The organism is Phycisphaerae bacterium, assembly GCA_018003015.1.
GTDB lineage: Bacteria > Planctomycetota > Phycisphaerae > UBA1845 > PWPN01 > JAGNEZ01.
Map to the genome: position 1 here is coordinate 1 of JAGNEZ010000010.1, position 23,031 is coordinate 23,031.

The 23,031-nt window shown below is 62.5% G+C and carries 26 protein-coding genes and 1 tRNA gene; 13 read left to right on the forward strand and 14 right to left on the reverse strand.

Going from position 1 to position 23,031, the window contains the following annotated elements:
* The coding region (locus tag KA354_06385) for a sigma-70 family RNA polymerase sigma factor (GenBank protein MBP7934260.1) at positions 1-554 on the reverse strand (554 nt) is incomplete at its 3' end.
* A gap of 320 nt (positions 555-874) precedes the next feature.
* Between KA354_06385 and KA354_06390 the strand changes: the two genes are divergently transcribed.
* The 5 genes from KA354_06390 (at position 875) to KA354_06410 (ending at position 6,612) form a co-directional block, all read left to right on the forward strand.
* On the forward strand, positions 875-1,738 hold the full coding sequence (locus KA354_06390) for a trypsin-like serine protease (GenBank protein MBP7934261.1): 864 nt from the start codon (positions 875-877) through the stop codon (positions 1,736-1,738).
* A gap of 162 nt (positions 1,739-1,900) precedes the next feature.
* Complete coding sequence (locus tag KA354_06395) at positions 1,901-2,791, forward strand: trypsin-like serine protease (protein ID MBP7934262.1); 891 nt, start codon at positions 1,901-1,903, stop codon at positions 2,789-2,791.
* Positions 2,792-2,966: 175 nt separating this feature from the next.
* A complete protein-coding gene (locus tag KA354_06400) occupies positions 2,967-4,985 on the forward strand; it encodes a hypothetical protein (protein ID MBP7934263.1) in 2,019 nt (672 codons plus the stop codon).
* 110 nt (positions 4,986-5,095) lie between these two features.
* Positions 5,096-6,313: a hypothetical protein gene (locus tag KA354_06405; protein MBP7934264.1), complete on the forward strand. Its 1,218-nt coding sequence runs from the start codon at positions 5,096-5,098 to the stop codon at positions 6,311-6,313.
* Positions 6,314-6,390: 77 nt separating this feature from the next.
* Entirely contained in the window at positions 6,391-6,612 is a 222-nt protein-coding gene (locus tag KA354_06410; protein ID MBP7934265.1) for a hypothetical protein, read from the forward strand.
* Positions 6,613-7,072: 460 nt separating this feature from the next.
* On the opposite strand, the gene KA354_06415 is transcribed toward KA354_06410, so the two are convergent.
* Positions 7,073-7,146: transfer RNA gene (locus tag KA354_06415), tRNA-Arg, on the reverse strand.
* A 187-nt stretch (positions 7,147-7,333) separates the two neighbouring features.
* Between KA354_06415 and KA354_06420 the strand changes: the two genes are divergently transcribed.
* A complete protein-coding gene (locus KA354_06420) occupies positions 7,334-7,711 on the forward strand; it encodes a hypothetical protein (GenBank protein ID MBP7934266.1) in 378 nt (125 codons plus the stop codon).
* Here the strand turns inward: KA354_06420 and KA354_06425 are convergent, their stop codons facing one another.
* The 6 genes from KA354_06425 to KA354_06450 all read right to left on the reverse strand — a co-directional run bounded on the left by KA354_06425 (position 7,712) and on the right by KA354_06450 (position 11,739).
* Positions 7,712-8,443 (reverse strand): FkbM family methyltransferase, encoded by a 732-nt coding sequence (locus KA354_06425; protein MBP7934267.1) that lies wholly within the window; start codon positions 8,441-8,443, stop codon positions 7,712-7,714.
* Positions 8,444-8,737: 294 nt separating this feature from the next.
* Positions 8,738-9,325, reverse strand: coding sequence for an MBL fold metallo-hydrolase (locus tag KA354_06430; GenBank protein MBP7934268.1), 588 nt, complete (start codon positions 9,323-9,325; stop codon positions 8,738-8,740).
* Between the two features lie 54 nt (positions 9,326-9,379).
* Positions 9,380-9,853, reverse strand: coding sequence for a PaaI family thioesterase (locus tag KA354_06435; protein ID MBP7934269.1), 474 nt, complete (start codon positions 9,851-9,853; stop codon positions 9,380-9,382).
* Complete coding sequence (locus KA354_06440; protein ID MBP7934270.1) at positions 9,843-10,181, reverse strand: NifB/NifX family molybdenum-iron cluster-binding protein; 339 nt, start codon at positions 10,179-10,181, stop codon at positions 9,843-9,845. Before KA354_06440 ends, KA354_06435 begins: the two co-directional genes overlap by 11 nt.
* 279 nt (positions 10,182-10,460) lie before the next feature.
* Positions 10,461-10,619 carry a hypothetical protein gene (locus tag KA354_06445; GenBank protein ID MBP7934271.1) on the reverse strand — a complete coding sequence of 53 codons (159 nt, stop codon included), beginning with the start codon at positions 10,617-10,619 and terminating at the stop codon, positions 10,461-10,463.
* Between the two features lie 19 nt (positions 10,620-10,638).
* Positions 10,639-11,739: a sigma 54-interacting transcriptional regulator gene (locus KA354_06450; GenBank protein ID MBP7934272.1), complete on the reverse strand. Its 1,101-nt coding sequence runs from the start codon at positions 11,737-11,739 to the stop codon at positions 10,639-10,641.
* Positions 11,740-11,826: 87 nt separating this feature from the next.
* Between KA354_06450 and KA354_06455 the strand changes: the two genes are divergently transcribed.
* The 7 genes from KA354_06455 to KA354_06485 all read left to right on the forward strand — a co-directional run bounded on the left by KA354_06455 (position 11,827) and on the right by KA354_06485 (position 16,712).
* Positions 11,827-12,327 (forward strand): hypothetical protein, encoded by a 501-nt coding sequence (locus KA354_06455; GenBank protein MBP7934273.1) that lies wholly within the window; start codon positions 11,827-11,829, stop codon positions 12,325-12,327.
* Between the two features lie 91 nt (positions 12,328-12,418).
* Complete coding sequence (locus KA354_06460) at positions 12,419-12,784, forward strand: DUF5320 domain-containing protein (protein ID MBP7934274.1); 366 nt, start codon at positions 12,419-12,421, stop codon at positions 12,782-12,784.
* Between the two features lie 268 nt (positions 12,785-13,052).
* Positions 13,053-13,940 (forward strand): ATP-binding protein, encoded by an 888-nt coding sequence (locus tag KA354_06465; protein MBP7934275.1) that lies wholly within the window; start codon positions 13,053-13,055, stop codon positions 13,938-13,940.
* Positions 13,937-14,962: a 4Fe-4S binding protein gene (locus tag KA354_06470; protein MBP7934276.1), complete on the forward strand. Its 1,026-nt coding sequence runs from the start codon at positions 13,937-13,939 to the stop codon at positions 14,960-14,962. The genes KA354_06465 and KA354_06470 overlap by 4 nt, the downstream gene beginning before the upstream one ends.
* Before the next feature lie 24 nt (positions 14,963-14,986).
* Positions 14,987-15,397 carry a flavodoxin family protein gene (locus tag KA354_06475; GenBank protein MBP7934277.1) on the forward strand — a complete coding sequence of 137 codons (411 nt, stop codon included), beginning with the start codon at positions 14,987-14,989 and terminating at the stop codon, positions 15,395-15,397.
* The gene (locus KA354_06480; GenBank protein MBP7934278.1) at positions 15,394-16,314 is read left to right on the forward strand and encodes a polysaccharide deacetylase family protein; all 921 of its coding nucleotides are present in this window, start codon (positions 15,394-15,396) and stop codon (positions 16,312-16,314) included. The genes KA354_06475 and KA354_06480 overlap by 4 nt, the downstream gene beginning before the upstream one ends.
* Before the next feature lie 20 nt (positions 16,315-16,334).
* Positions 16,335-16,712, forward strand: a complete 378-nt coding sequence (locus KA354_06485; protein ID MBP7934279.1) for a hypothetical protein — start codon at positions 16,335-16,337, stop codon at positions 16,710-16,712.
* Positions 16,713-16,928: 216 nt separating this feature from the next.
* Here the strand turns inward: KA354_06485 and KA354_06490 are convergent, their stop codons facing one another.
* The 6 genes from KA354_06490 to KA354_06515 all read right to left on the reverse strand — a co-directional run bounded on the left by KA354_06490 (position 16,929) and on the right by KA354_06515 (position 22,875).
* Positions 16,929-18,320 (reverse strand): FAD-dependent oxidoreductase, encoded by a 1,392-nt coding sequence (locus KA354_06490; protein ID MBP7934280.1) that lies wholly within the window; start codon positions 18,318-18,320, stop codon positions 16,929-16,931.
* A gap of 62 nt (positions 18,321-18,382) precedes the next feature.
* The gene (locus KA354_06495; protein ID MBP7934281.1) at positions 18,383-18,880 is read right to left on the reverse strand and encodes a rubrerythrin family protein; all 498 of its coding nucleotides are present in this window, start codon (positions 18,878-18,880) and stop codon (positions 18,383-18,385) included.
* A gap of 194 nt (positions 18,881-19,074) precedes the next feature.
* A complete protein-coding gene (locus KA354_06500) occupies positions 19,075-19,722 on the reverse strand; it encodes a hypothetical protein (protein MBP7934282.1) in 648 nt (215 codons plus the stop codon).
* An 18-nt stretch (positions 19,723-19,740) separates the two neighbouring features.
* Positions 19,741-20,868, reverse strand: coding sequence for a metallophosphoesterase (locus tag KA354_06505; GenBank protein ID MBP7934283.1), 1,128 nt, complete (start codon positions 20,866-20,868; stop codon positions 19,741-19,743).
* Positions 20,869-20,879: 11 nt separating this feature from the next.
* Complete coding sequence (locus tag KA354_06510; GenBank protein ID MBP7934284.1) at positions 20,880-22,067, reverse strand: cytochrome-c peroxidase; 1,188 nt, start codon at positions 22,065-22,067, stop codon at positions 20,880-20,882.
* 217 nt (positions 22,068-22,284) lie between these two features.
* A complete protein-coding gene (locus KA354_06515) occupies positions 22,285-22,875 on the reverse strand; it encodes a transcriptional repressor (protein ID MBP7934285.1) in 591 nt (196 codons plus the stop codon).
* Between the last annotated feature and the right edge of the window lie 156 nt (positions 22,876-23,031).

The following is a 23,031-nucleotide window of genomic DNA, read 5'->3' on the forward strand; positions in this document are numbered from 1 at the left end:
GTCCGGACCATGTACACCGCTCCGACGGACCGCCCCAGGGCCCGCGCGATTTCGGCGGGCGGGCGGAACTCGATGTCAAACTGCTCGACCACGCGGCGGTACGTCTCCGGGAGCTTGTCGATGGCCGACTTCATCATGGCAACCTCCTCGTGGCGGATGGCGCTACGGCTCGGCGTGGCCGACGAGCGGGTCAGCGTTTCCATCAACCCGACATAGGACTCATCGCCCGCCAGCTCGATGCGTTTCCGAGCGTCCGGTTTCTTGGCTTCCCGCAGTGCCCGTATGGCGTCGCACAGGTTGTTGCGGGCGATCCGCAGCAGCCAGGCCCCGAACGCGCCCTCTTCGTGCGGGGGGAAACCGCGGATGGACAAGAACGCCTCCATGTAAGTGACCTGCATGAGATCGTCGAGCTCGATTTGCCGCTGCCACCGGGGATCGATGTCGGCCCCCACCCGACGGCGGACCTCCGGCCCGTGGGCGCGCAAGAGGACCATCAGGGCTTCGTCGTCACCCTCACACGCTCGGGACACTAACTCGCTCTCCGCCTTGGGCATGAGCGTCTCCCTGCGAACGGCTGTCGTCAGAGGTGCCCGCCACTCAGGTGCTGAGACGTCTTCCGGAAATGACAAACTTACATGATATCTTTCGCATTTCCGGACCACAAGCGTGAATTCTCCCCTTCGTTCTCGCCTGATCTACTGGGGATTGCCCCCGCTTTGGGGCGGCCCGCAGCATCCCGCACGCGAGGAGGGTCTTCACCGGTCCAGGATTGCCTCGGATGGCAGACCTGCACGCCCCGGTCCAAGCGTACGGCTTGTACCGAATCGAGGACAAGGGCTCAGCTTCACCACATGTCAATAAGGAGGCTACTGTCATGAAAGCGAGAGCGTTTTTCCCAACCAAGCGGGCTTCCAGGCTGTTCGCAGGTGCCGTTGCCGTGCTCTTGGTCTCGGCCGCTTTCAGCGGCCCGGCCTGGGCCATCACCGGTGGCGAAGTGGACCAAAACAACACCTACCGCAACGTCGGGGCTATGGTGTACGCGCCACCAGGTTCGGAGCCGATCGTTGCTCACTCGGGAACACTGATCCATCCGCGCGTGGTCCTCACCGCCGGGCATTGCACAATCTACTCGCAGCAGCATCCGGAGTTAACCCCTGACTGCTATTTCAGCTTTGGGAAGAACGCTTTCGATCCCAGCACCTGGCTCGAGATCGAAGCCTTTATCACATATCCCAACTACGAGCCCATTCCCGAGCAGTCTCCGCACGACGTGGGCGTCATTATCCTAAAGGAACCCATCTGCAACGTGCCGCTGGCGAACCTCCCTTACGCAGGCTTCCTTGACGATCTCAAGAAGGCGAAGCTGCTTCGGCAGCCGGACCAAGGCGGGGCGCCCTTCACCGTGGCAGGCTACGGCTCGACGCTCGATCGGCCCCCGCCGGTAATCACGGCTGGCGATGGCTGGCGTCGGTTCGCCGATTCCGACTACCTCGCCTTGCTCCCCGGCTGGCTGCTGGCCCAGCAGAACTTCGCAACGGGCAACGGCGGCACGGGCTTCGGCGACTCGGGCGGGCCCGCGTTCTGGATTGAGCCCGACGGAACGCGTGTGCTCGTGGGCATCACAAGCTGGGGCGACCCGAACTGCGTGGCGATGAACTTCTACTGGCGAGTGGACATCCCCGAAACGCTGGATTTCATCGACTGGGTGATCAACACAGTGCTTCCGTCGCTCCCATAGTAGGGGCGGCCCTTCGTTTTTGCTGTTCGGTGCCACCCGCGCCGAGCATGACAACTGACATGGAAGGAGGTCATGCCCAGAGCGAAACTCAGATGCCGAAGGAAAACGTGTGAGACAAGTTTTGCATCTTTCGATCCCTGTATTCAGAAGGAGGCTGCTGTCATGAACGCGAAAGTGCTTTTCCCAACGAAGTGGGTTTCCAGGCTGCTCGCAGGCGCAGTTGCGCTGCCGCTGATTACGACCGGCTTCAGCGGCCCGGCCTGGGCCATCACCGGCGGCGAGGTGGACGAAAACAACACCTATTCCAACGTCGGAGCTGTCGTGTGGCTGCCACCAGATGGTTCGGGGCCGAGCGTGGGGTGTTCGGGAATACTGATCCATCCGCGTGTGCTCCTTACCGCCGGGCATGGCACGATATTCCCGGAGGAGAATCCGTGGGTTATCCCTTTGTCCTTCGTCAGCTTCGGCACGAATGCTCTTGACCCCTCGACTTGGCACGAGGTCCAAACGGTCATCACGCACCCCAATTACAATCCCCTTGCCTGGAACCAATCCTGCAACGATGTGGGCGTCATCATACTGAAGAGGCCCGTCAGAATCCGCAAAGTGCCGCTGGCCAAGCTGCCCGATGAAGGCTTCCTTGACGACCTGAAGACGGCGGGGTTGCTCCGCGAACCGGGCCAGGGCGGAGTGCCCTTTATCGTCGCAGGCTACGGCTCGACCGGCAACTGGCCCCCTCAGCCCCCTCCGGAGGTCGTGCCGGTCGACGGCCTGCGCCGCTTCGCCCACTCCGACTACCTCGCCTTGAGCCCGGGGTGGCTTTACACCCTGATGAATCCCGCCACCGGCAACGGCGGCACGGGCTACGGCGACTCCGGCGGACCCGCGTTCTGGGTCAAGCCCGATGGAACCCTCGTGCTCGTGGCTCTGACGGGCCACGGCGATCCAAACCTCGTGGCCATCAACGTTGCCTGGCGCGTGGACCTCCCCGAAACGCTGGACTTCATCGACTGGGTGATTAACACAGTGCTTCCCTCGCTGCCACGGCACTGACGGCCTGTCGCCCCTTCTGCCTGCTGAGACCCGTGCCCGGCAGGAGAAACGACACGAAAGGACGTGATGCCCGACAACCGGCAATCGCGACGCGGCAACGGGAGAGCAGGTTGCGGGGCTTATCGGGAAGATTGGAGATTCAAACTGAGGAACCCAAACACAAAGGAGCAATGCGATGAGACGTTACATGGTATGCGCCGTGCTCGCGGTAATGGCCCTCGTTCTGCTTCCCGGGCCGGCGACCGGGCAGACCGCAATACGAGTTGATGGCGGAAGGAGTTGGACCGCCGCCAGCGTCGCCGACCTGATCGCCGCCATCAACGCTTCCAACCTGGCCGGCGGATCGAACACCATCACCCTGGCGCGCGGCGCGACCTTCACCCTGACCGCGGTGAATAACACCACCAACGGGCCGACGGGGCTCCCGGTGATCGCCGCCAACAACAACCTTACCATTCGAGGCAGCGGCGCCACCATCGCCCGGAGCACGGCCCCGGGCACGCCCGCGTTCCGCCTGTTCGTTGTAGCCCCTGGGGCGGCCCTGACCCTGAAAAACCTGACCCTTGCCAATGGACAGGTAATTGGGGCGCCCGGCAAGGATGCCGGCGGTGGCGCCGTTTTGACTCTGGCCGGGGGTGCCCTGACCGCGAGCCACATGAGCTTTCTCGCCAACCAGGCCGTTGGTGGCGACGGCGGTCGTCAGCCCGGCGGCCTAGGCCTTGGGGGCGCTATCTGGAATCAAGGAACAGCCACCCTCAATCACGATACGTTCAACGGCAATCAAGCCATGGGCGGCGCCACCAGGAATCCTAACGGGCAAAAGATGGGCGGCTTGTGCGGGGGCGGTGCTGTTGCCTGTGGGAACCTCGGAACACTCACTGTTAGTAATTGCCTGTTCACCGGGAATCAGGCCATCGGCGGCCGCCGCCACTCTCCGAGCGCCGAGTTTGATGGCATCGGGTCTAGCGGTGCCATTGACAATTGGGGGACCGCCTGGATCACAGACAGCACGTTTACCGACAACCAAGCGATCGGCGGCCCCGCCGACGAGGGCGTCGATGGCGGGTATAGCGTGGGCGGCGCGATCGGCAGTGGCGGCCCTGCCGCCTACAGCCCCGTGTGTACCATCCAGCGCTGCACGTTCACCCGTAATCAGACCATCGCTTCCGACGCCGGCAGCCCCGGCAACATGGACGGCGCTGGCATCGGCGGCGCTCTCTCGAACGGGTTCTCGGAGGATACCTCGACCATGACCGTCACTGACTGTTCCTTCACTTCCAATCAGGCCCTCGGAGGCAACGGCGGCTTCGGGGGTTACGGCACTGGCGGGGTTCTCAACGTGGAGTCGGCCCTCTCGCTTGCCAGCACCTTGACCACCGTCGCCAACTGCACATTCACCGATAACCAGGCTGTCGGCGGCGGTATCGGAGGAGTGGGCGTTGGCGGCGCCATCCGGAACGCCGACTGGAACATAGACGACGGTTCCGGGGCGACCCTGATCATTTCGAACTCAACGTTCGAGGACAACGAGGCCACAGGCACACCAGGCGGCGACGCGGCTGACCCGCTTTGGAGCTATGGTTACGGGCAGAGTGGGGCCATTGATACTTCCGGAAACACGACCATCCTGAACTCTGCTTTCAGGGGTAACCGGGCCGTCGGTGCTGCGCTGAGACCCGACGCCGCACCCAACGACTTCAACACCGCATGCGTGGGTGGTGCCCTCGCAACCTGGGGGGGGACTCTGGACATCCGCGAAAGCAGCTTCGTGGGCAATCAAGTCATCGGGTCCGCTGGCAGTGATGGCGGTGAGGGGAGTGCTGCCCTGGGCGGCGCTATCGAGGTTCACAGCGGCCTTCCGGCGACCATCGTCAAGTGCCTGCTCTTCGACAACGAAGTCGTGGGCGGTGCCGGCGGCAGCGGTGCGCCCGGTGGCCCCGGCGTGGGGGGGGGCCTTGACGTTGAGTTTGTCCCGTGGGCCACGGCCATTGGCACGAGTACGACCCTGACCATTACAGACAGCACGATCCGCCACAATCGGGCTATGGGCGGTGCCGGGGGCGGTGCGGCTATGGGCGGAGGTTACGCAGTTGGCACCGGCGTCCTCTTCGGTGCTCCGGACACTTCCTCAGTCACACTCACTGGCGGAAGTCGGGTTGACCAGAACGAGCCGGACGACGCCTTTCAATTCTAATCCCGGCCCTCACCGCCCGCGCACGGCGGCGAGAGTGGAGACATGACGTAAGGAAGAACGCACGCTCGGGCGCCTGTTGTCCGAGCGGGCAAAAGAAAGGAACACGGAAAATGGAAGATCGACAAGCAGCCAAACGCAGTACCGTCTGCGCGGCACCGGTGGATGCCGCATTTGAGCGAAGGAGTCTGCCATCCATCGTTGTGCTCGTGATGGGGCTTGCGGCGTCCGTTCTCGACGCGGCGCCGCCAACGCGAACTCCTTACCAGGCCGTAGATCTGAATCCCGCCAGGCTTACTGAGTCGTGGGCCTCCGGCGTGTGCGGCGGGCAGCAGGTGGGCTACGGCTGCTATGGCCTGGCCAGCAGCTACTCAGTCAGCGCCATGCTGTGGACCGGGAGCGCTGACACCGCTGTGGACCTGAATCCCGCCGGGTTTACGTGGTCGGGCGCCGAAGACACGGACGGCGTGCAGCAGGCGGGCTGGGGCAGGGTGTACTACATGATTGGAGGTCGTTACCCATACGTCGCCCCGTACCTCGTCAACTATGTCCACGCCATGCTGTGGACGGGGAGTGCGGCCAGCGCCGTGGACCTGCATCCCGCCGGGTTCGCGGAATCGTGGGCCTATGCCATAGGCGGCGGGCAGCAGGTGGGTGAAGGCCGCATCTACCATTACACGCCAAAGAAAGGAGGCTCCTACGTTACGCAGTCTCACGCCCTGCTGTGGACGGGAACTGCTGCCAGTGCTGTTGACCTGCATCCCGTCGGGTTCACATTTTCCCTGGCCTGGGGCGTGGGCGGCGGGCAGCAGGTGGGTTATGGCTTCGTCCAACACAACACCAACAAGAAAGGAGGCTCCTCCGTCGCCCAGTGTCACGCCCTGTTGTGGACGGGAAGCGCGGCCAGCGTGGTGGATCTGAATCCTGCCGGGTTCACGGCCTCGGCGGCCCATGGTGTGGGCGGCGGGCAGCAGGTGGGCTATGGCACCCGCACAGACGGAACACAGCACGCCCTGCTGTGGACGGGGAGCGCGGCCAGCGTCGTGGATCTGCATCCCGCCGGATTCACGTCCTCACTGGCCTTTGGCGTGTGCGGCGGGCAGCAGGTCGGCTATGGCTTTGACGCAGACGGGACACAGCACGCCCTGCTGTGGGCGGGGAACGCAGCCGGCGTGGTTGACCTGAACACCTTCCTCCCGGCGGGATTCACCAACGCCGTGGCTACCGGCATTGACGCTGCCGGCAACATCGTCGGCTATGCCTGGAGTTCCGTCAACCGAGAAGACAACCATGCCTTCCTGTGGAAGGCAGAAGAGCAACAAAACAACTGACCATAGCTCGGGTGAGCGGCTTATCGAGAGAGGTTCCGTAGGAGAATTCACAGCACTCTAAAAAGGAGGCATATCCCATGAAAGCGCACAGCGCGGCCATTTTATTCGGCTTGGCCGTGCTTGCCGCCGTGTTGGCGGGGCCGGTCCAGGCGCAAGTCGGGCCACCGCCGAACGTGCTCGTACCGCCCAGCAACGCCAGGAATCCCCTGGAGCAGGGACTGCGGTTCCAGACCAACTACCGGGTGCTGTTGACGCCTGGGGGCGGCCTGGGGCCGGCCGGGGGCATGACGCCGGCGTAGATCCGGTCCTTCTACAACATGCCTTCGACCGGAGGGTCCCATGCCATCGCCATCGTGAACGCCTACCACTATCCCACCGCGTTGAACGACTTCAACAGTCTGCTGGCCGCCGCCGGGGTGCCGTTAACCACCCGGCAAATCCTGATGAGGCACGCTCGGAACACGGTCACCGATGACTACACCGACGTAAGCCTGATCGATCTTCGGGGAGCCTTGGCCAAGCTGCCCTTGGTTCCCCTGGATGATGGCCGGGAACGGCTGCGGGCGACGGGGACGCACAACGCCAGAAGTGCAGAGGTAACTGAATCGCCAGTTTGTGACGCAGTTTGTTTTACAGAGTACAAACCGGCACAAATCGGGGCATCCGCTGACGCATCGGGCGGGAATCTGTCTTCGCTGGATTGTGCCGCAACTGCTGAATCTGACAGGGCTTGTCGTTCAAAGTCAACGGCTGGCAAACTACACCGCGCAGGAGTCGAACCTGCAACCTTCGGCTCCGTAGGCCGATGCTCTATCCAATTGAGCTAGCGGTGCGAACTCATTAATTCATAATGACTTACACCCAACTCTGCGTCATCGGGGCAAGTCGTTAAGTTGACAAGTCGCGTTTCCAGAAGGCCCTTCTCGACCCGTTCAGCTGACCCGACAATGGGCAGTCCATATCCTCATCCGCATGGTCCAGGACAAGAAACGACGCCACCGCATTCCCAGACTCCCGCGCATGTCGGACGCATCCGATTGCTATGGTATATCATCTCGGGATGCCCATGGCAAGGTGTGCCAGGTCCGTTTACAGCGATCCCACGACGAATCCGAGCGGGAGTACCGTCACTGGATCCGGGCCAGCTACGGGAGGGACCGCGACGATGACGACGGAAGCACCCCGGAGCCCGCGACCAACCCGAAAATCGGGAACACCCTGCACGCCATCATCGCCGGCTACATCGCAGCCGAGCACGAACGGTTGCGGCCCGACGACGGTGAGCGCACCCAGGGAACGATTGGGATCGCGGAGTGCTGGGACAGGGCTTCTCACAATGCCCTGAATGATGCTGGCTGTGGTTACGGCAACAAGGGGAGGAACGCGGGTTGCACTTGATCAGGGTCCAGGCTCTCGACACCCGCCGAACCGACTTCGGCAGAAGGAGCGCTCGATGTAGAATGCATTCACGAGCGTACCGCACAGATACAGGTAGCCATTTTGGTCCAGATACCCGCCAATTCCAGCTGTAGTGCTGCTTGCACTATCGCCGTACGCGAAGGACTCGACGACCACCACCTTGGGCCTGAATCTCGACCAGTCATTTGACTTAAGCACTCTCAAGTCCCATCCTTCCACATCAACGGACAAGAAGTCAATCTCATGACCCAAAACATGTCCGTCCAGCACTCTTGACAGTGTTTGCGTTTGCACCGACCTCGTACCGATTAGCTTCACGTGATCAATGTCCGCAGGCTCCGCGGGAGAAAACCCGTTATAAAAGGAGGTTTCATACATATGGTAGATCAAAACCTCTTCTATATCTGAGATCGGTATCTCCAGGTTGATGTCGCGGGGCCGGTGCTTGTTGAACTCCCTCATGCTGTTGGGAAGAGCATCGATATTGATGCCCGTCCAGCCCTTTCTGTAGAAATGACATGTGTTCGATTGCTCAAAGGGATTGTTCGCCCCCACATCAACATAGAAACCGTTGTCCCTGTTCAGGAAGATCACATCCAATATCATGTCCTCGCCGCACTGAGCATACGAGTAGCGACGACTTCTGAGGAATTGACGGCAGAAGTAGTCATACACCCATCCAGGATAAAGCCTAGGTAGGAATCTCGTCATCAGGAGTCTCCTTGGACGTTACTCCCGACATCGCGATGATCGGAAGCGACTTGCCCTGCATGCCCCGTGGCTGCGATGGAGAGGATGACCTGACTCCAGTCCACGGTCCGTCCGCCATCCAGCAAAAACGCCTTCTGGACCTTGACCGGCTGGTCCGCCGAGCGTGGCCCAACGATTATACCGCGACTCCGGTCCTGCAGCGCCTGCTCCGTCTATGAGCCGTTCCAGTTCTCCGGATTGACGCAGGAGCCCCCTGTGGGGCCAAACCGGAAAGCGGCTCTCCTTCCACCGGGATCACTCAAACTGGACTCGCATTCCACTCGCACATTGGAAACACCGATACGGCAATTCCTGATACAACCTGACCATCGGGCCGAAGCCGGTACAGTGAGCGAGGCCGATTCGTTGCACCGCAAGATCACGAAGCCTCTGGCTAGTCCGATCCAAGCGTCGCTCGTTCGCGTTCAGCAGATGCATGCCGCCGAGAACAGCGTGGATCCGATCTTCTCCAGTCGATGCACAGACGTGGTCCAGCGTGTTCGCGACGCCGGCATGGGCGCAGCCCAACAACACGACGATGCCGTTGCCGGTCTTCACGTAGAGGGCCTGGTCATCGATGATCGCATCCAGTTCGGTGAGTGACTCGTCGAGGAAGAACGACCCGCCGGTGTCCTCACAATCGTGGTGCCGCGGGATCTGGCCGGTAAGCCAGACTCCTGCACTCAACTCCACCGGATTGGCGCGAGTCGAGAAGATCCGTCCTACGCGCGACGCGAGCCAATCAAGGGACTCGACCCAGAGCGCCAGCCCGTGTTCCGCCAGCAGGCCGCCTCGGATGACGGTGTTCTCCGCGAGGACCGTGATCGCTAATCGCTTGACCACGACGAGTCATCACCTCTTTGAACGGACAATCGGCTCCTCGGCCTCTTCTTAGTTTCAGGTCTGCGACGAACAGACGGGTCGATGCTCCGCCGAATCGAGGTCGGATTCGCAGACCAAGTCTCCGTAAGCCGAATCCCAGAAGGTCGCTTTCGCGGTGGTACGGATGTCACCGTTCTGGACAACCTCGGACTCGAGGTAGTAGAGCGGCGGCTGGGCGTCCACGATCCGCGCCCGAACGGTGGCCGGCACGCCGACGGTCACCGCACGGTGATAGCGAATGGCGAGCTTCGCGGTCAGTCCGGCAACGTTTCTGGCGAAAAGGCAATGGGTCATCGCGGCATCGAGCAACATGGCGGTGACGCCGCCGTGCATGCGGTCGGGATAGCCCTGGAACGTCGCACCGCAGTCGAACTCGGCGATAACACTCCCGTCGGCTTGCCGCTGGAAACGCAGACCCAGGCCGTCCGGCCGGTCGCTGCCGCACACCAGGCACGAGGGATGGCACTTGCGGCTGAGGTCAGTGATCACAGATGTTGTCACCGGCTTTCAGGTTCCCCGACAGATAGGCGGCGACGATCTCGTCAGGATCGCCGTCGGGCGCGCCGACAATGACCTCGACTCCATTCTCCGCGAACAGCTGCTGTGCCCGCTGGCCCATGCCGCCGGCAATGACGGCATTCACGCCCTTTTCGTGGAGCCAGCGGGGCAGCACACCCGGTTCGTGGGGTGGTGGGGTCAGGTATTCCCTTCGCAGCGTTCTCTTGACCGCGGGGTCCACTTCATGAATGACAAACTGCGAGCAGTGCCCGAAGTGCAGGCATAAGCGGCCATTGGCGACCGGCACGGCAATCTTCATGAGTTGCTCCTCTCGACAATTACTGAATGACAGTCAATTCGATTCGTCCGGCTCGGGTGCGTTCGTTTCCGGATGGCGAGCCGTCACGATGATGCGCATTGGATTCCTTTCGTCCTCAAGACAACGATCGCTCTCCGTGCATGCGACGTTCCATCGGGGGCCGCCTGCGCCCGGCTAATTCGTAACTCCTTTTCTAGAAGATGATTATGATGCCATCTGGGTTTCGTACGGCCGCCCCGACGGCGCGAACAGGACGGGATAATGTTGCAAAGTGCAATTCTACCGGCGATGGCTTCGACTGTCAGTCGGCGGCAATTCGATCCTCAGGGTCTTGAGCCTGCGGAACAGGGTGCTGGGGTCGATGCCTAGGTCGCGGGCGGCCTTTCGGCGGTTGCCCTGATGTCGGCGGAGGGCCTCGGCGATGAGCAGTCGTTCCATCACCGCCAAGGAAGTGAGGCTACCGACCTCGCCGTCTGAGTGACCGGGAGCGGCATGTAGCTCGGGCGGCAGGTGGTGGAGTTCGATTACCCCGCCGTGGCAGAGCACAAAGGCCTGCTCGATGATATTCTCGAGTTCGCGAACGTTGCCCGGATACTCGTGCTCCATGAGCCGGGCGAGAGCTTCGTTCGACACGCCGACGATGTCTTTGCCCTGCAATCGGTTCACTTCGACTGACTCGAGCGAAACCCAGGGGTTCGATAGATCTCTCCTGGAGAACGCGAAGCAGGCGGACCTGCATCGCCTGAGAGATGTCGCCGATCTCGTCGAGGAAGATGGTTCCACCGTCGGCCAGTGCGAAGCGGCCAGGCTTGTCCTTGCGGGCATCGGTGAAGGCCCCTGCTTTGTGACCAAAGAGCCCGGATTCCAGCAGCGTATCCGGCAAGGCCGCACAGTTGATGGCCATGAAACGCTTCTTCTTGCGGCGTGACAGGTTGTGAATCGCCCGGGCGAACAACTCCTTGCCCGTCCCGCTGGCTCCCTCGATCTGGACAGTGCTGTCCGTCTCGGCGATCTGAGGAAGCACCTGAAACAGGCTGGTCATGGCCGGACTTCGGCCGACAGTATCCTCAAACGTGTAACGCGCCTCGAGTTCCTTTTTCAGTTGCACGATCTGGCTAAGATCCTGGAACGTCTCCACGCCTCCGATGACCGCCCCGCCGGCGTCCTTAAGCAGGGCGATGGAAATCCGAATCGGGATCAGTTGCCCGGTGTCGCTCACGATGTGGGCGGTGGCGTTCACGATCGGTTTGCCGGTCGTGAGGGTGCGCCGCAAGACGCAGGCGCTCTCACGAATGCTGGCCCGGAAAACCTCGCAGCCCGGTCCGCCCAGGGCGTCCTGCCGGTCGATGCCGGTGATCCGCTCGGCCGCCTGATTGAAGGCCGTGACCCGCCACTCAAGGTCAACGGTGAAGACGCCCTCATTGATCGAGTCGAGAATAACACTCTGCGATTCGGGCAACTTGGCCGCGTTCACCAAGTCAGCCTCCAGGGCAACACTCTGCCGTCCGTATGATAGTGCCAGATATGCAAACTGCAATATCTGAAATGGGGTAGTCATTGCATTCTGCAATATAATCCCGGCATAACCACAGGGGTCCATAAGGCCATAAACCTTTAATACATAAGTTTTTATATCGATAGCGCGATGCCCTGGCCGCTTGGCACACCGCGTGTGTCCTCTCAAACCACGATGAGAATGGTCGTCCCCCAATGGCAGGATCGCGTGTCCCCCGTTTTCGACGTGGCGACCAATCTGCTGCTGATCGAGGTGGAGGAGAGTCGCGAAATCGGGCGGCAGGAGGTCGCTCTGCCGACGACCAACGATCCTGCCAGGCGAGCCCAGCAGGTCGCCCAACTCCAGGCGAGCATTCTCATCTGCGGAGCGATCTCCTGGCCTCTTGAGACGGCCTTGAACGCGGCCGGGGTACAGGTGATCTCTCAGATCTGCGGACAGGTGAATGACGTGATTCGGAGTTTCCTGATCGGCGACCTGGCAAACGATGTGTTCCGCATGCCTGGCTGTTGCCGGCGCCGGAGGTTTCGAGGGGGGCACGGTGGCAGTTGTTCGCGGGAGAACGAACCGGAGCGTGCGGGAGGGCGAGGAGCACGGCAGCGGCGGATGCACGGGCATCGCCGGGAGCTCTGACACTGAAGAAATGGCGTGGATCGGAGCGGTCACGAGGTGACCGCATCGAGACCCTGATGAACAACGAGACAATTGAAATGGAGATACAAACATGCCAGCAGGCGATGGAACCGGACCGATGGGAATGGGGCCAATGACCGGCCGAGGTGCGGGCTACTGCACGGGGTACACCATGCCCGGATTCATGAATCCGATGCCCGGACGCGGCCGGGGCATGGGCGGTTTCGGCAGGGGACGAGGTGGCGGTCGCCATGGGTGGCGGCACCAGTACTACGCGACCGGCCAGCCGCTCTGGGCCCGCGAAGAAGTCCCCGGCGTCGTACCTCTGGGCCCCGCACCGGCACCGGCCGACGAGGTGCAGATGCTGAAGAACCAGGCTGGCCATCTCGAGCAGACCCTGGAGCAGCTTCGGCAACGCATCGCGGCGCTGGAGTCAGAACAGGCAAAGACGGACTGAGATTAGGCGAACCAGACGGGGCGTCGCACGCCCGCAGGGGAGCCGGGGAGAACGTGGCTCCTCGCATCCGATTCGGCGGGAAGGCCTGCGGGCTGAGGGCACACCGAACCGTTTGGCCGGGGCTTTCTCGCTGGCGCTTCGCCGACTATGGAGAGCGCGTGCGAATCTGTTCTTTCTGCTTAAGGCCGAATGCACCGTTATCGCCAGAGGTCTCCAGTGTCGCGTGGGCGCGCTGATTGTGCGCCGGTAAGGAGATCCATCGAGCATCATGAGAATCGTAATTGCCAGCGGCAAAGGCGGAACCGGCAAGACGACCGTCGCGACGAACCTGGCTCATGTGGCGTCGCTAGATGGCCGTAGCGTTGCCTTTGTCGACTGCGACGTGGAGGCTCCGAACGGGCACCTGTTTCTCAAGCCGGATTGGACGGTTTGCCGGCCGGTGACACGCCCTGTGCCGCGGGTGAACGAAGCCAAGTGTACGCACTGTGGACGGTGCCAAGAAGCCTGTCAGTTCAGCGCGATCGTCCCCTTGGGTGTGACCGTCCTGGTCTATGCAGAGCTGTGCCACGGATGCGGAGGATGTGTATTGGCCTGCCCCAGCGCAGCCATCTCGGAAGTGCCCCGGACCATCGGCACCCTGGAGATGGGCTGGTCGGCCGATGTCCAGGTCACCCAGGGGCTGCTCAATGTCGGCGAGGCGATGAGCACCCCTCTCATTCGCCAGGTCAAGACGGCGTCACCGCGGGCCGACCTGACCGTGATCGACGCACCACCGGGGACAAGTTGCCCGGTCATCGAGGCCACTCGGGGTTCGGACTACGTACTGCTGGTCACCGAGCCGACGCCCTTTGGACTACATGACCTGAGACTGGCCGTGGAGATGGTGCGGGCTCTCGGCCTACCGCTGGGCGTGGTTGTGAACCGTGCCGAGACAGGGATCTCTCTCGTACGGGACTACTGTCGGAGTGAAGAAGTACCGATCTTGATCGAGATCCCCGATGACCGAAAGGTCGCCGAAGCCTACTCGCACGGCGAGTTGGCCTCCTCGGTCTCATCGCAGTACCGGTCCATCTTTGAGCGCCTCCTCCACAGTCTGGTCACCGTTGTGCCACGATCGTCAGCTGTGTCCGCGGCAAGCCAGGGGAGCGTTTCATGAGAGAACTCGTTATCATCAGCGGCAAGGGCGGGACGGGCAAGACCAGCGCGGCGGCGTCCTTTGCCGCGTTGGCCGATCGCCCCGTGGTCGCCGACTGCGATGTGGACGCGGCCGACCTGCACCTGCTTCTCTCTCCTCAGGTTCGCGAACGTCATGAATTCCGCTGTGGACACGAGGCGACGATTCGGCAGGAATTGTGCATCGGTTGCGGCCTATGTCTGACTCACTGCCGTTACGGAGCGGTGGTCCGCGCATCAGACGCCGGCCTGGTTCCGACGGGTCGCGTGCCCAGCGCCAACTGCGAAGACTGCGACTCCTGCGAACGGTCGTGCCCGGCCAAGATGCTGGACATGATCAGAGCCATGAGGGAGACCGGTGGAGACAGGGAGGTGGGCGCCTACGCGATCGACCCCGTAGCCTGTGAAGGATGCGGTGTGTGCGTTCGCGTGTGCCCGACTCAGGCTATCGCGCTCACGGAACGTGTGTGCGGCGAGTGGATGGTCTCCGATACCCGCTGCGGACCGCTGGTTCATGCACGTTTGGGCATCGCGGCCGAGAACTCCGGCAAGCTGGTCTCCACGGTTCGTACGGAAGCCCGCCGTGTGGCCCAAGAGCAGGGCCGTTCACTCATCATCGTGGACGGCCCTCCGGGAATCGGATGCCCGGTCATCGCATCCATCAACGGCGCCGCTTTCGTCCTCGTGGTCACTGAGCCCACCCCCAGCGGCGAGCATGACCTGAAACGCGTCGCCCAGCTCACTCACCACTTTGATATACCGCTGGCCGTGTGCATCAACAAATGGGACATCAATCCTGAGGTTTCGGCTCGGATCGAGGAGTTCTGCGGTGGGAATTCGATCGTCGTGGCCGGACGGATCCGTTACGACCGGGCAATCACGGCTGCCCAGGTGCAGGGGCGGACCATCGTGGAAGCTCGCGACGACGGCGTGGCGATGGACGTCCGGAGTCTGTGGGCCAACGTTCGGTCGGAACTCGATCGCTGTGTGCCCGACGCCTCGTGAGGCTGAACCCTGGCCAGGTGCTCCATGGAACCGATTCCCGATTCAAGGTTCGCGCCGCCGGAGCGGCTTGCTGGGATGATCATCGGCACACCAGTATACTTCGGCAGCGTAACCGCTCAGTGCAGGGCTTTCCTTGACCGCTGCGCGATGTTCCGCAGGAACGGATGGGTCTTTCGCGACCGCATCAGCGGCGTTCTGGCGGTTGGTGGCGTTCGCAACGGCGGGCAGGAACTGGCTATTCAGGTTGTGCAGGCGGCCATGCAATGCCATGATATGATTTGCGTCAGCGATGAACGGCCGACGGCTCACTCTGGCGCAACGGTGCTTAGTGGCGGCGAGGGTGGAGTAGAAGGTGACGATTTCGGTCTGCAGACCGCTCGCCACCTTGGAGAACGCGTGGCCGAGCTGGCCATCCGGTTGAGGAGGTTGCCATGACACCAACGCGAAGGATCATGAGTGCGGCGTCTGTATTAGTGGTGATGGCGGGCTGCCTGCCCTGGCCGGAGACGACCTCTTCAGACGATACGGCGAAACCCTCAGGGCTGATCCAGTTGATCGAATTCGAAGAGATTCAGGGACTGCGTAACTGGGCGCACGAACTGCAGCAACGAGGCCTGAAGTCTCTGGCATTCATCCAGAAGAACATGATCGAGGAGTACCCCGCCGAAATCAAATGGTTGGCGGACCAGGGGCACGAAATCGCCGGTGGATATGCCGAACTGGCGATGTGGGATGTGGCCTACGAGACCCAGTTGCAGATCATGACCGAGACGAAGACTCTCGTCGAACAGGTGACCGGAAAACCGATGCGGGTCTTCGGTTCAAAGTACTTCGCCTACGACGAGAATACGCTGAAGGCCGCGGACGCGTTAGGCATCGATTACATCCTGGCCCGAGGAACTAGCGATGTCGAGGTCATCGTCTACGATCCCGACGAATACGAGTGCGATATTATCTCGGTCAGCAACGTGACCTTTGCGGATATGGGCCGGGGCAGCCTTTGCGACTACTCGCTGTGGGCAAGGGGCTCCACGGCTCAGGAATTCAAGCAGGTCATCGAGCAATCCATCGCCAAGATGCCCAAGCGGATCATGTTCGCCTCCCACACCTACCTCGGCGGCATGAAACAGGCGTGGTGGGATGTGTATGACTGGCTGCTCGATGCCGGGGAAATCCGGTGGGCAGCCGATTTCGACGAGTGGCTAAAACCGGAGAACGGAGTCTGTCTACGGCTGCCGATAAGCTTGATTCCGATCAACCGTGAAGTACAGTATACGACGCCTGCACCGACGACGACGCTGGATGAGCTGGCGGATGTGGATCAGATGTACAACCCTTGTGGTGCCCCGTGAGACGATGCCTTGGATGGCTGATGTCTGCCTGGACGGTTTGCCTGATGAGCGGCGGATGTGCCCCTCCGTCCTCGGAGGAGACGCCGGCCGGCAGAGATACGCTCATGATCTTCCACAACGGCATGGGGTCGATGTGCCTGGACGCATTGAACTGGCTCGCGGACGTGCGGTCGGAGTATCCGGATTTGATCATCGAGGAGCACTTGACTACCGATTCGGCCGGCCTTGCCTATTTCCAGGAGCTGAGGGCTCAGTACGAGCAGAGCCAGGGGGTATCGGCGAGCTTCGGCTACCTGCCCGTCATTTTCTTCCAGGGGCAAGCGTTTTCCGGTTTCAATGATCAGGTGCGGCAGGCCCTGGCAGGACTCATCGGTTCGAGAAACGCGCCGCCCACGTGACGAACCCACCGATGCATCCCCGACAGGGTTCCCATCCTGCCCATGGGGCTTCAACAACACCACGGAAGAACCGGTTCGGCTTGCCCGGCGACAGACTGGAAGAACTTGACCGCAAGCCGGGCAGATGGATTGACCGGCCGGCGTTGAGCGCTGAACGCGAGGTGAGCACCAAGCTCGCGCCGGGGGACGGGCGGCTGTTTCGCCTGGGCAGATGAGTCAGCTCCGCCGAGCCCCGGCTTCCTGATCCACGAGGTGCGCAAGGACTACCGCGGCGGGGAGGCGCCGTTGCAGGAGACCACCGAGATCATCCGCTCGTTCGACCGCTGACTTGACCGCCGTCGCGGCGCGGGTGTCACCGAGGAGGATGGCCCCGACGAGGCGACCGCCGCGGAACACGAACCGCTGATATCCACTGTCCGTTTCCTGCTCGAGTGCCCTCCCTTCGGGGCCCTCGGGTTCGATGGCCCCGATGCTGAAGAGGCCCACCCCGAGCACCTTGAGGAAGTTGGACCTTGGCACCCCGTCGAATGCCACCTGCCCGCCGAGTGCGCTCAGCCCGGCGATGTGGCCCTGATTCTGTGACACCGTCCACAGGCCGTAGACCGTCCCCCGGTGTTCAGCGACGTCGCCGGCGGCCAGGATGTTCGGATCGGAGGTCACCAGCTGATCGTTGACCACGATGCCTCGATTCACGGTCAGCCCGCACTGCTCGGCCAGTGCGGTGGTGGGCTTCACGCCGGTGGCGAGGATGACGAAATCCGCGGGCAGGCTTGAGCCGTCCTGCAGGAGCACCTCGCGAGCCCGGCCTTCGCCGGCGATACGGGACACGCCGGCGCGGTGGTAGAGCCGGATCCCCAGGCCGGTGACCTGCTTCTGTAGCACGCGGGACGCCCTCTCGTTCAGCTGTCGGGGCAGGAGCCATGCTTGACCTTCGATCAGGGCGACCTCGACACCGCGACGAGCGAGAGCCCCGGCCGCCTCCAAGCCCAGAATACCGCCGCCGATACAGACGCAGCGGGCTCCCGGCCTGGCCCAGCCGAGCACCACCTTGGCGTCGTCCAGAGTCCGAAGGCACCGGACGTTCTCCGCCGCGGCGCCCGGAATGGGCGGAACGGCGGCCGTTGCCCCGGTCGCCAGGATGAGCTTGTCGAAAGCGATGCTTTGGCCATCTGCCAGGACGATGGACCGCCGGCTCAGGTCGATCCTGGCGGCCTCGGTGCCGAGCAGAAGCTGCAAGTGGTGCTGTTCGTACCACGAGGCGGGGTGGATTGGAAGCTGATCCTCAGCGATCTCGTCGGCCAGGTATCGGGTGAGGTTCAATCGCTGGTAAGGGAGGTGTTGCTCCTCGGAGATTAGGGTGACCTGGGCGGTCGGGGAGGCGGACCGAATCGACTCGACCGCGGTCAGTCCGGCGATTCCTGCCCCCAGAACGGCAACACGAACGGCCTCGGGCCCGCCGACGGCGGGTAGACGCGGGGTGCTTGACCGGCGCAGTTTGAACTCACTGCGGGGGGCGCCGCAGAGTGGACACTCGTCGGGCGGCGCGGGTCCCTCGTGGATGTAACCGCAGACGATGCACTCCCACGCCTGGACGTTCTGTGCAGTCACGGGCACCTCCCGGCCAGTCCCACCATCGGCGTTTCCCTGCCATCTCGCACGCTGCGGGCCGGTCACACCTGGATGAACTTGTCGGCCTTGGCTCCGCAGATCGGGCAGGATGCCGGCGGCTTGCCTATCTCGATGTGCCCGCAGATCGGGCAGAGGTAGAACGAAGTCTCGGTCAGGTCCTTGCCCTGCTCGACAGCCTTGAGGGCCCGCTTGTAGAGTTCCGCGTGCACCGCCTCGGCCTTGACGGCAAAGGCGAACATGCGTTTGGCCTTGTGGTTGTCCTTCTCCGCGAGCTGCAGCATCGGCGGGTACATCTTGGTGTACTCATAGGTCTCGCCCTCGATGGCCGCCTTCAGATTCTCGGCAGTCGACTTGACCCCGCCGAGTGCGGCCAGATGGGCGTGGGCGTGGATGGTTTCTGCCTCCGCGGCCGTCCGAAACAGGAGGGCGACGTTCGCGTATCCGTCCTGCTCGGCCTTCTTGGCAAAGGCTAGGTACTTGCGGTTGGCCTGGCTTTCGCCTGCTAAAGCCTCCTTGAGATTCTTTTCGGTACTGTCCATGATTTCTCCTCTTCAGGTGACACTCGTACTTTCAGGTCCTTGCCGCCGGATGGGGGCTCGCCACATCCGCGACGGCCAAAGCACCGTATCCAGGTGATCGGTCGCCTTTCCCGTCCGCGGCGGTGGGCGGACGTCCGGACCGTCACCCGTCCGACCGGACGCCGCTCTCGCATCAGCGAAGCGGGATTCGGGCGTCAATGCTTGCCGTAGTTGAGCGGCGTTCCCTTGCGCTGGGCGAGGATGTAGGCCTCCAGGGCCCGCATCTTCGGATCGTCGGCCTCGAAGCGCTTGCCGCGCACGGGATGCTCGATGCACCAGTTAATCATATCGCGGAGCAGCGCGACCCGGCCCATCTGGGCCTGGAACTTCGGGTAGGTCTCCGGATGAGTGTTGGCCGCATCCGGATGGCACATATCACAGGAGACCGCGACGGTGCTGCCCAGCTCGGTGGCGCTGTGGAAGATCCTCGATCCTTCGACCACCATCTTCTCGGCTTCACGCGACCAAGTCAGGATATCGAGCTCGGTGTACTGCCCGTAGCTGTGTCCCTTGCCCTGCTCGCCTTTCAGCAAGTAGGAGTTGTCGGCTGGCGGCTGGATCTTGTGCCGCTCTTTCTCCTCGGCCACCCAGTCCTTGGATCGCACGGGGTTCCTTCGCTTCCACTGGTCCATGTGGGCGTCAGCCAGCCCCTTGCCGCCGACCTTGCCCGCGGCCACGTCGGCCACCGACTGGGTTCCGGCGTCGCAGTCCGCGGCCACGCTGTAGTTGTAGGTCGCCCACAACACCGCGGCGCAAGCGGCGCACAACGCGGCCAGCAGAACGCTTCGTGTGTTCTTCCGCATCGTCGTTCTCCTCTCTGCTCAATAAGCCGGGCGATTCGGTCTGGCGGGCACTGATTGCCTGCCCCGGCTCGACATATACGCTCTCGTCACCGTGACTGGATTGCGGTTCCAGAAGTTGTGGATCTTGTCCACCATGCCATCGGAATACACGCAGACCTCACCATCCCCGCAGCCGTCCTGGGGATTGAACGGATCGGGGCGGGTCATCTGAACCGTGAGCTCCGGCATCCCCTCGGGGGCGTAGGGCCACGGCCAGGCGGTCGCGAGGAGACCGTGGAAGTGGATATTGCCGATGCGGTTGGTGAGCATCTGGTGGGTGTGGCCGTGGATGACGGTCACGTTCCTGAACCGCTTGAGGATGGCCTGGACCTCATCGGCGTCGTCGGTCCAGAAGTTCCAGTTCTTGTAGATCTTGTAGAGCGGCGAGTGGGAGAAGACGACGACAGGTGCGTCGTCAGCGAGCTTCTCCAGATCCTTCTTGAGCCAGGCGCGCTGCTCGGGCCCGACGGTGAACGGTTTCTGGACGCCGTTGTCCAGGCCGGCCACGGTCTGCATCCGCTCCATGGGCTTCATGCCGCGTGCGGTCCAGAAGTCTTCCTCGATCACGCTCAGGAGTTTGACGAAATGGACCCCCTTGTGGTCCCAGGACTCGGTGGGTTCGCCGAACAGAGCCTGCCATTTCTCGCCCATGTCCAGGTACCAGTCGTGTTCACCGACCATGATCTTGAGCGGGGCCTTGAGGTTCTTGAGGATTTGGGCGCCGAGTTCGAGCTCTTTGGCCTGGCCGAGCTGGGCCAGATCGCCGCCGTAGAAGACGAAGTCCGGCTGCGGGTCGAGGCGATTTACGTCGTCGACCGCCCGCATCAGGGAGCGGGCGAAACGGTCGTTCACCTCCTTCTCGTAAAGGTGGGAATCGGAGATGTAGGCGAAGCGGAACGACTTTTCGCCGCCTTCCGGGGTTGCCCCGTAAGCGAGCTTGACCGGTTGGAACGAGGTGGGGGCGACGAGGCCGTTGGCCGCGGTGATACCCAGGGCCGCCGCCGACACCTTGAGGAAACTCCGCCGGTCGAGCCTCCTCAGATCGTCGAAGAACGTCTGACGTTCTTCCATGTATCGGGTTTCAACGCTCTTGTGTCTTGGCTTCATGAGACGACTCCTTACTTGCTGATCCGATCCTCAAAGGCCAGCTTCTTCCGATTAGCCGTCTGGTCGTCGCGAAGCGGACGGCTCTTCAGCGCCTGGGCGCGTTGCAGCCCCATCTGGCGCTGGTTCTCTTCCGCGAAACGCAGATCGGTCAGAGTGAACAGGAAGGCCACGACCTGGTCGATTTCCTTCTCGGTGAGAGCCAGCGGCTCCATGCCACCGTCGAGGAACAGGTTGGCCTCGCCGCCCTTGTTGTAGTGATCCATCACGTCCCACAGAGTCGTGACGGTGCCGTCATGCATGTACGGCGGAGTGATCCCGACGTTCAACAGCATGCTGGTGCGGAACGCTCCGATGTCCGAGCGGTTCTTGGTTATCATGAACCGTCCGAGCTCACTCATATCCGTGTTCAGGGCGAGCTCCTCGAGCCGTCTCTCGGACGGATCCTCCTGCAGGGCTTTCAGGCCTCTGCGGGCGAGTCCCTCGAAGTCCTGGTGGCGGGCGGACACGCCGATGTTGTGGAACCGGTTGTCGGTGCCCAGCGGATTGGAGAGGCTCATGTGGTGGCAGCTGACACAGCGGGCCTTCTCGTTGAACAGCCGCCAGCCTTCCTTGGCATCGGCGGAGATGGCCTTGGGGTCACCCTCGAGATACCGCCGGAACGGCGAGTCGAGGAAGACCATGGTTCGTTCGAAAGCCCCGATCGCCCGGCCGATGTCCTCGTAATTGACCTCGCGACCATAGGCCTTCTTGAACATCTGCTGGTATTCGACGTCTCCGGCGATCGCCCTGGCGGCCGACTCCCCATCGGGGAAGCCCATTTCGATGGGATTGATGATCGGCAGGGTAGCCTGATGATCGAGGGTGGGGGAGCGGCCGTCGAGGAACATCGTCTGGAGGAGAACGGCGTTCATCGTTGTGGGCGCGTTCCGGCGGCCAAGTTTATCGCCGATTCCTTCGGAGGTGGGCCGTTGGTCGGTGAACGCCCGAGTCACGTCGTGACAGGTCGCGCAGGAAACCGTGCCGTCCTTTGAAAGGCGCTTGTCAAAGAAGAGCTTCTTGCCGAGAGCGACACGTTCCACCGTCATCTTGTTGTCGGCGGGCACGAAAGCGTCCCAGATATGCGGGTCGATGCGGCACGGAACCTGAGCGGCGTCGGTCGGGGGAATCAGCTTGTCGTACTCGCGCGCCTGGTAGTCCATGGCCGCGGCGCCGTGTTGGGTCTGCGGCACCCGCCGGCCCAGCCAGTCACCCGGTTGGTTCGCGCAGGACAAGGACACCGCCAGCAGCGTTGCACCGGCCGTGGACAGGACCTTGGCCCGCCGGCTCATGCCCTTGGATGTTGTCCCCCCCTCCAAGGGTTTTACCCGGCCCTTCCCGCGCCAGTAGAGTGCGCGGTTCGTATCTCTGACACCTCGGTCAATCATGGGAACCTCCTTTGCTGATCGGTTTGCGCCGCGATCTCATGGTTTGGTTCTCCTTCTTCCGCCTGGTACGTTCCAACACCGGCCACGCCGGTTTCTCGGTAGGGTGTCGCGCGGCTGGGGGTGGCAGCTGCACCTCGGCGGCGCACGTCTGGCGGCACCGGTCGCAGATCCCCCGAAAGTGGATGAGATAGTCCTGGATCTGGAAGCCAAGACCCCGAACGCTGGGCCAGGCGATCCTGTCCCGAGGACCAGTCTCAACATCGATGATCGCCTCGCAGTGCATGCACACCAGATGATGATGCTGACGCACCTCCGGATCGAATCGGGCGGCCGAGCCGTGATGGCAGATCTTGGTGATAATGCCGAACTGGACCAGGGTGTCCAGAATACGGTAGACCGTGGTTCGCGACAGGCCGTGGAGCCGACTCTTGAGCGAATCGTAGATCTGATCGGCGGTGGGGTGGTCCTTGCGGACGAGCATCTCCTCAAGCACCACGCGTCGTTGAGTGGTCACGGGCAGACCCCGCTCGCGACAGGCGCGCTCGAACTGCTCAATCCGCTTGCGTCTGGCTTCCGCGGTCATGGTCGGCACCGATGGTATAGTGTACCAACCGATATGCTTTGTCAAGGAGGCGATGGCAACGGCCGGAGCAGAGACAACGATCGCAAGCGGGCGCCGGCGGAGGGCTGCGCCGGACGGAAAGGCGTCGCCCGCCTCGGATCGGCAGGACGGAAGCAG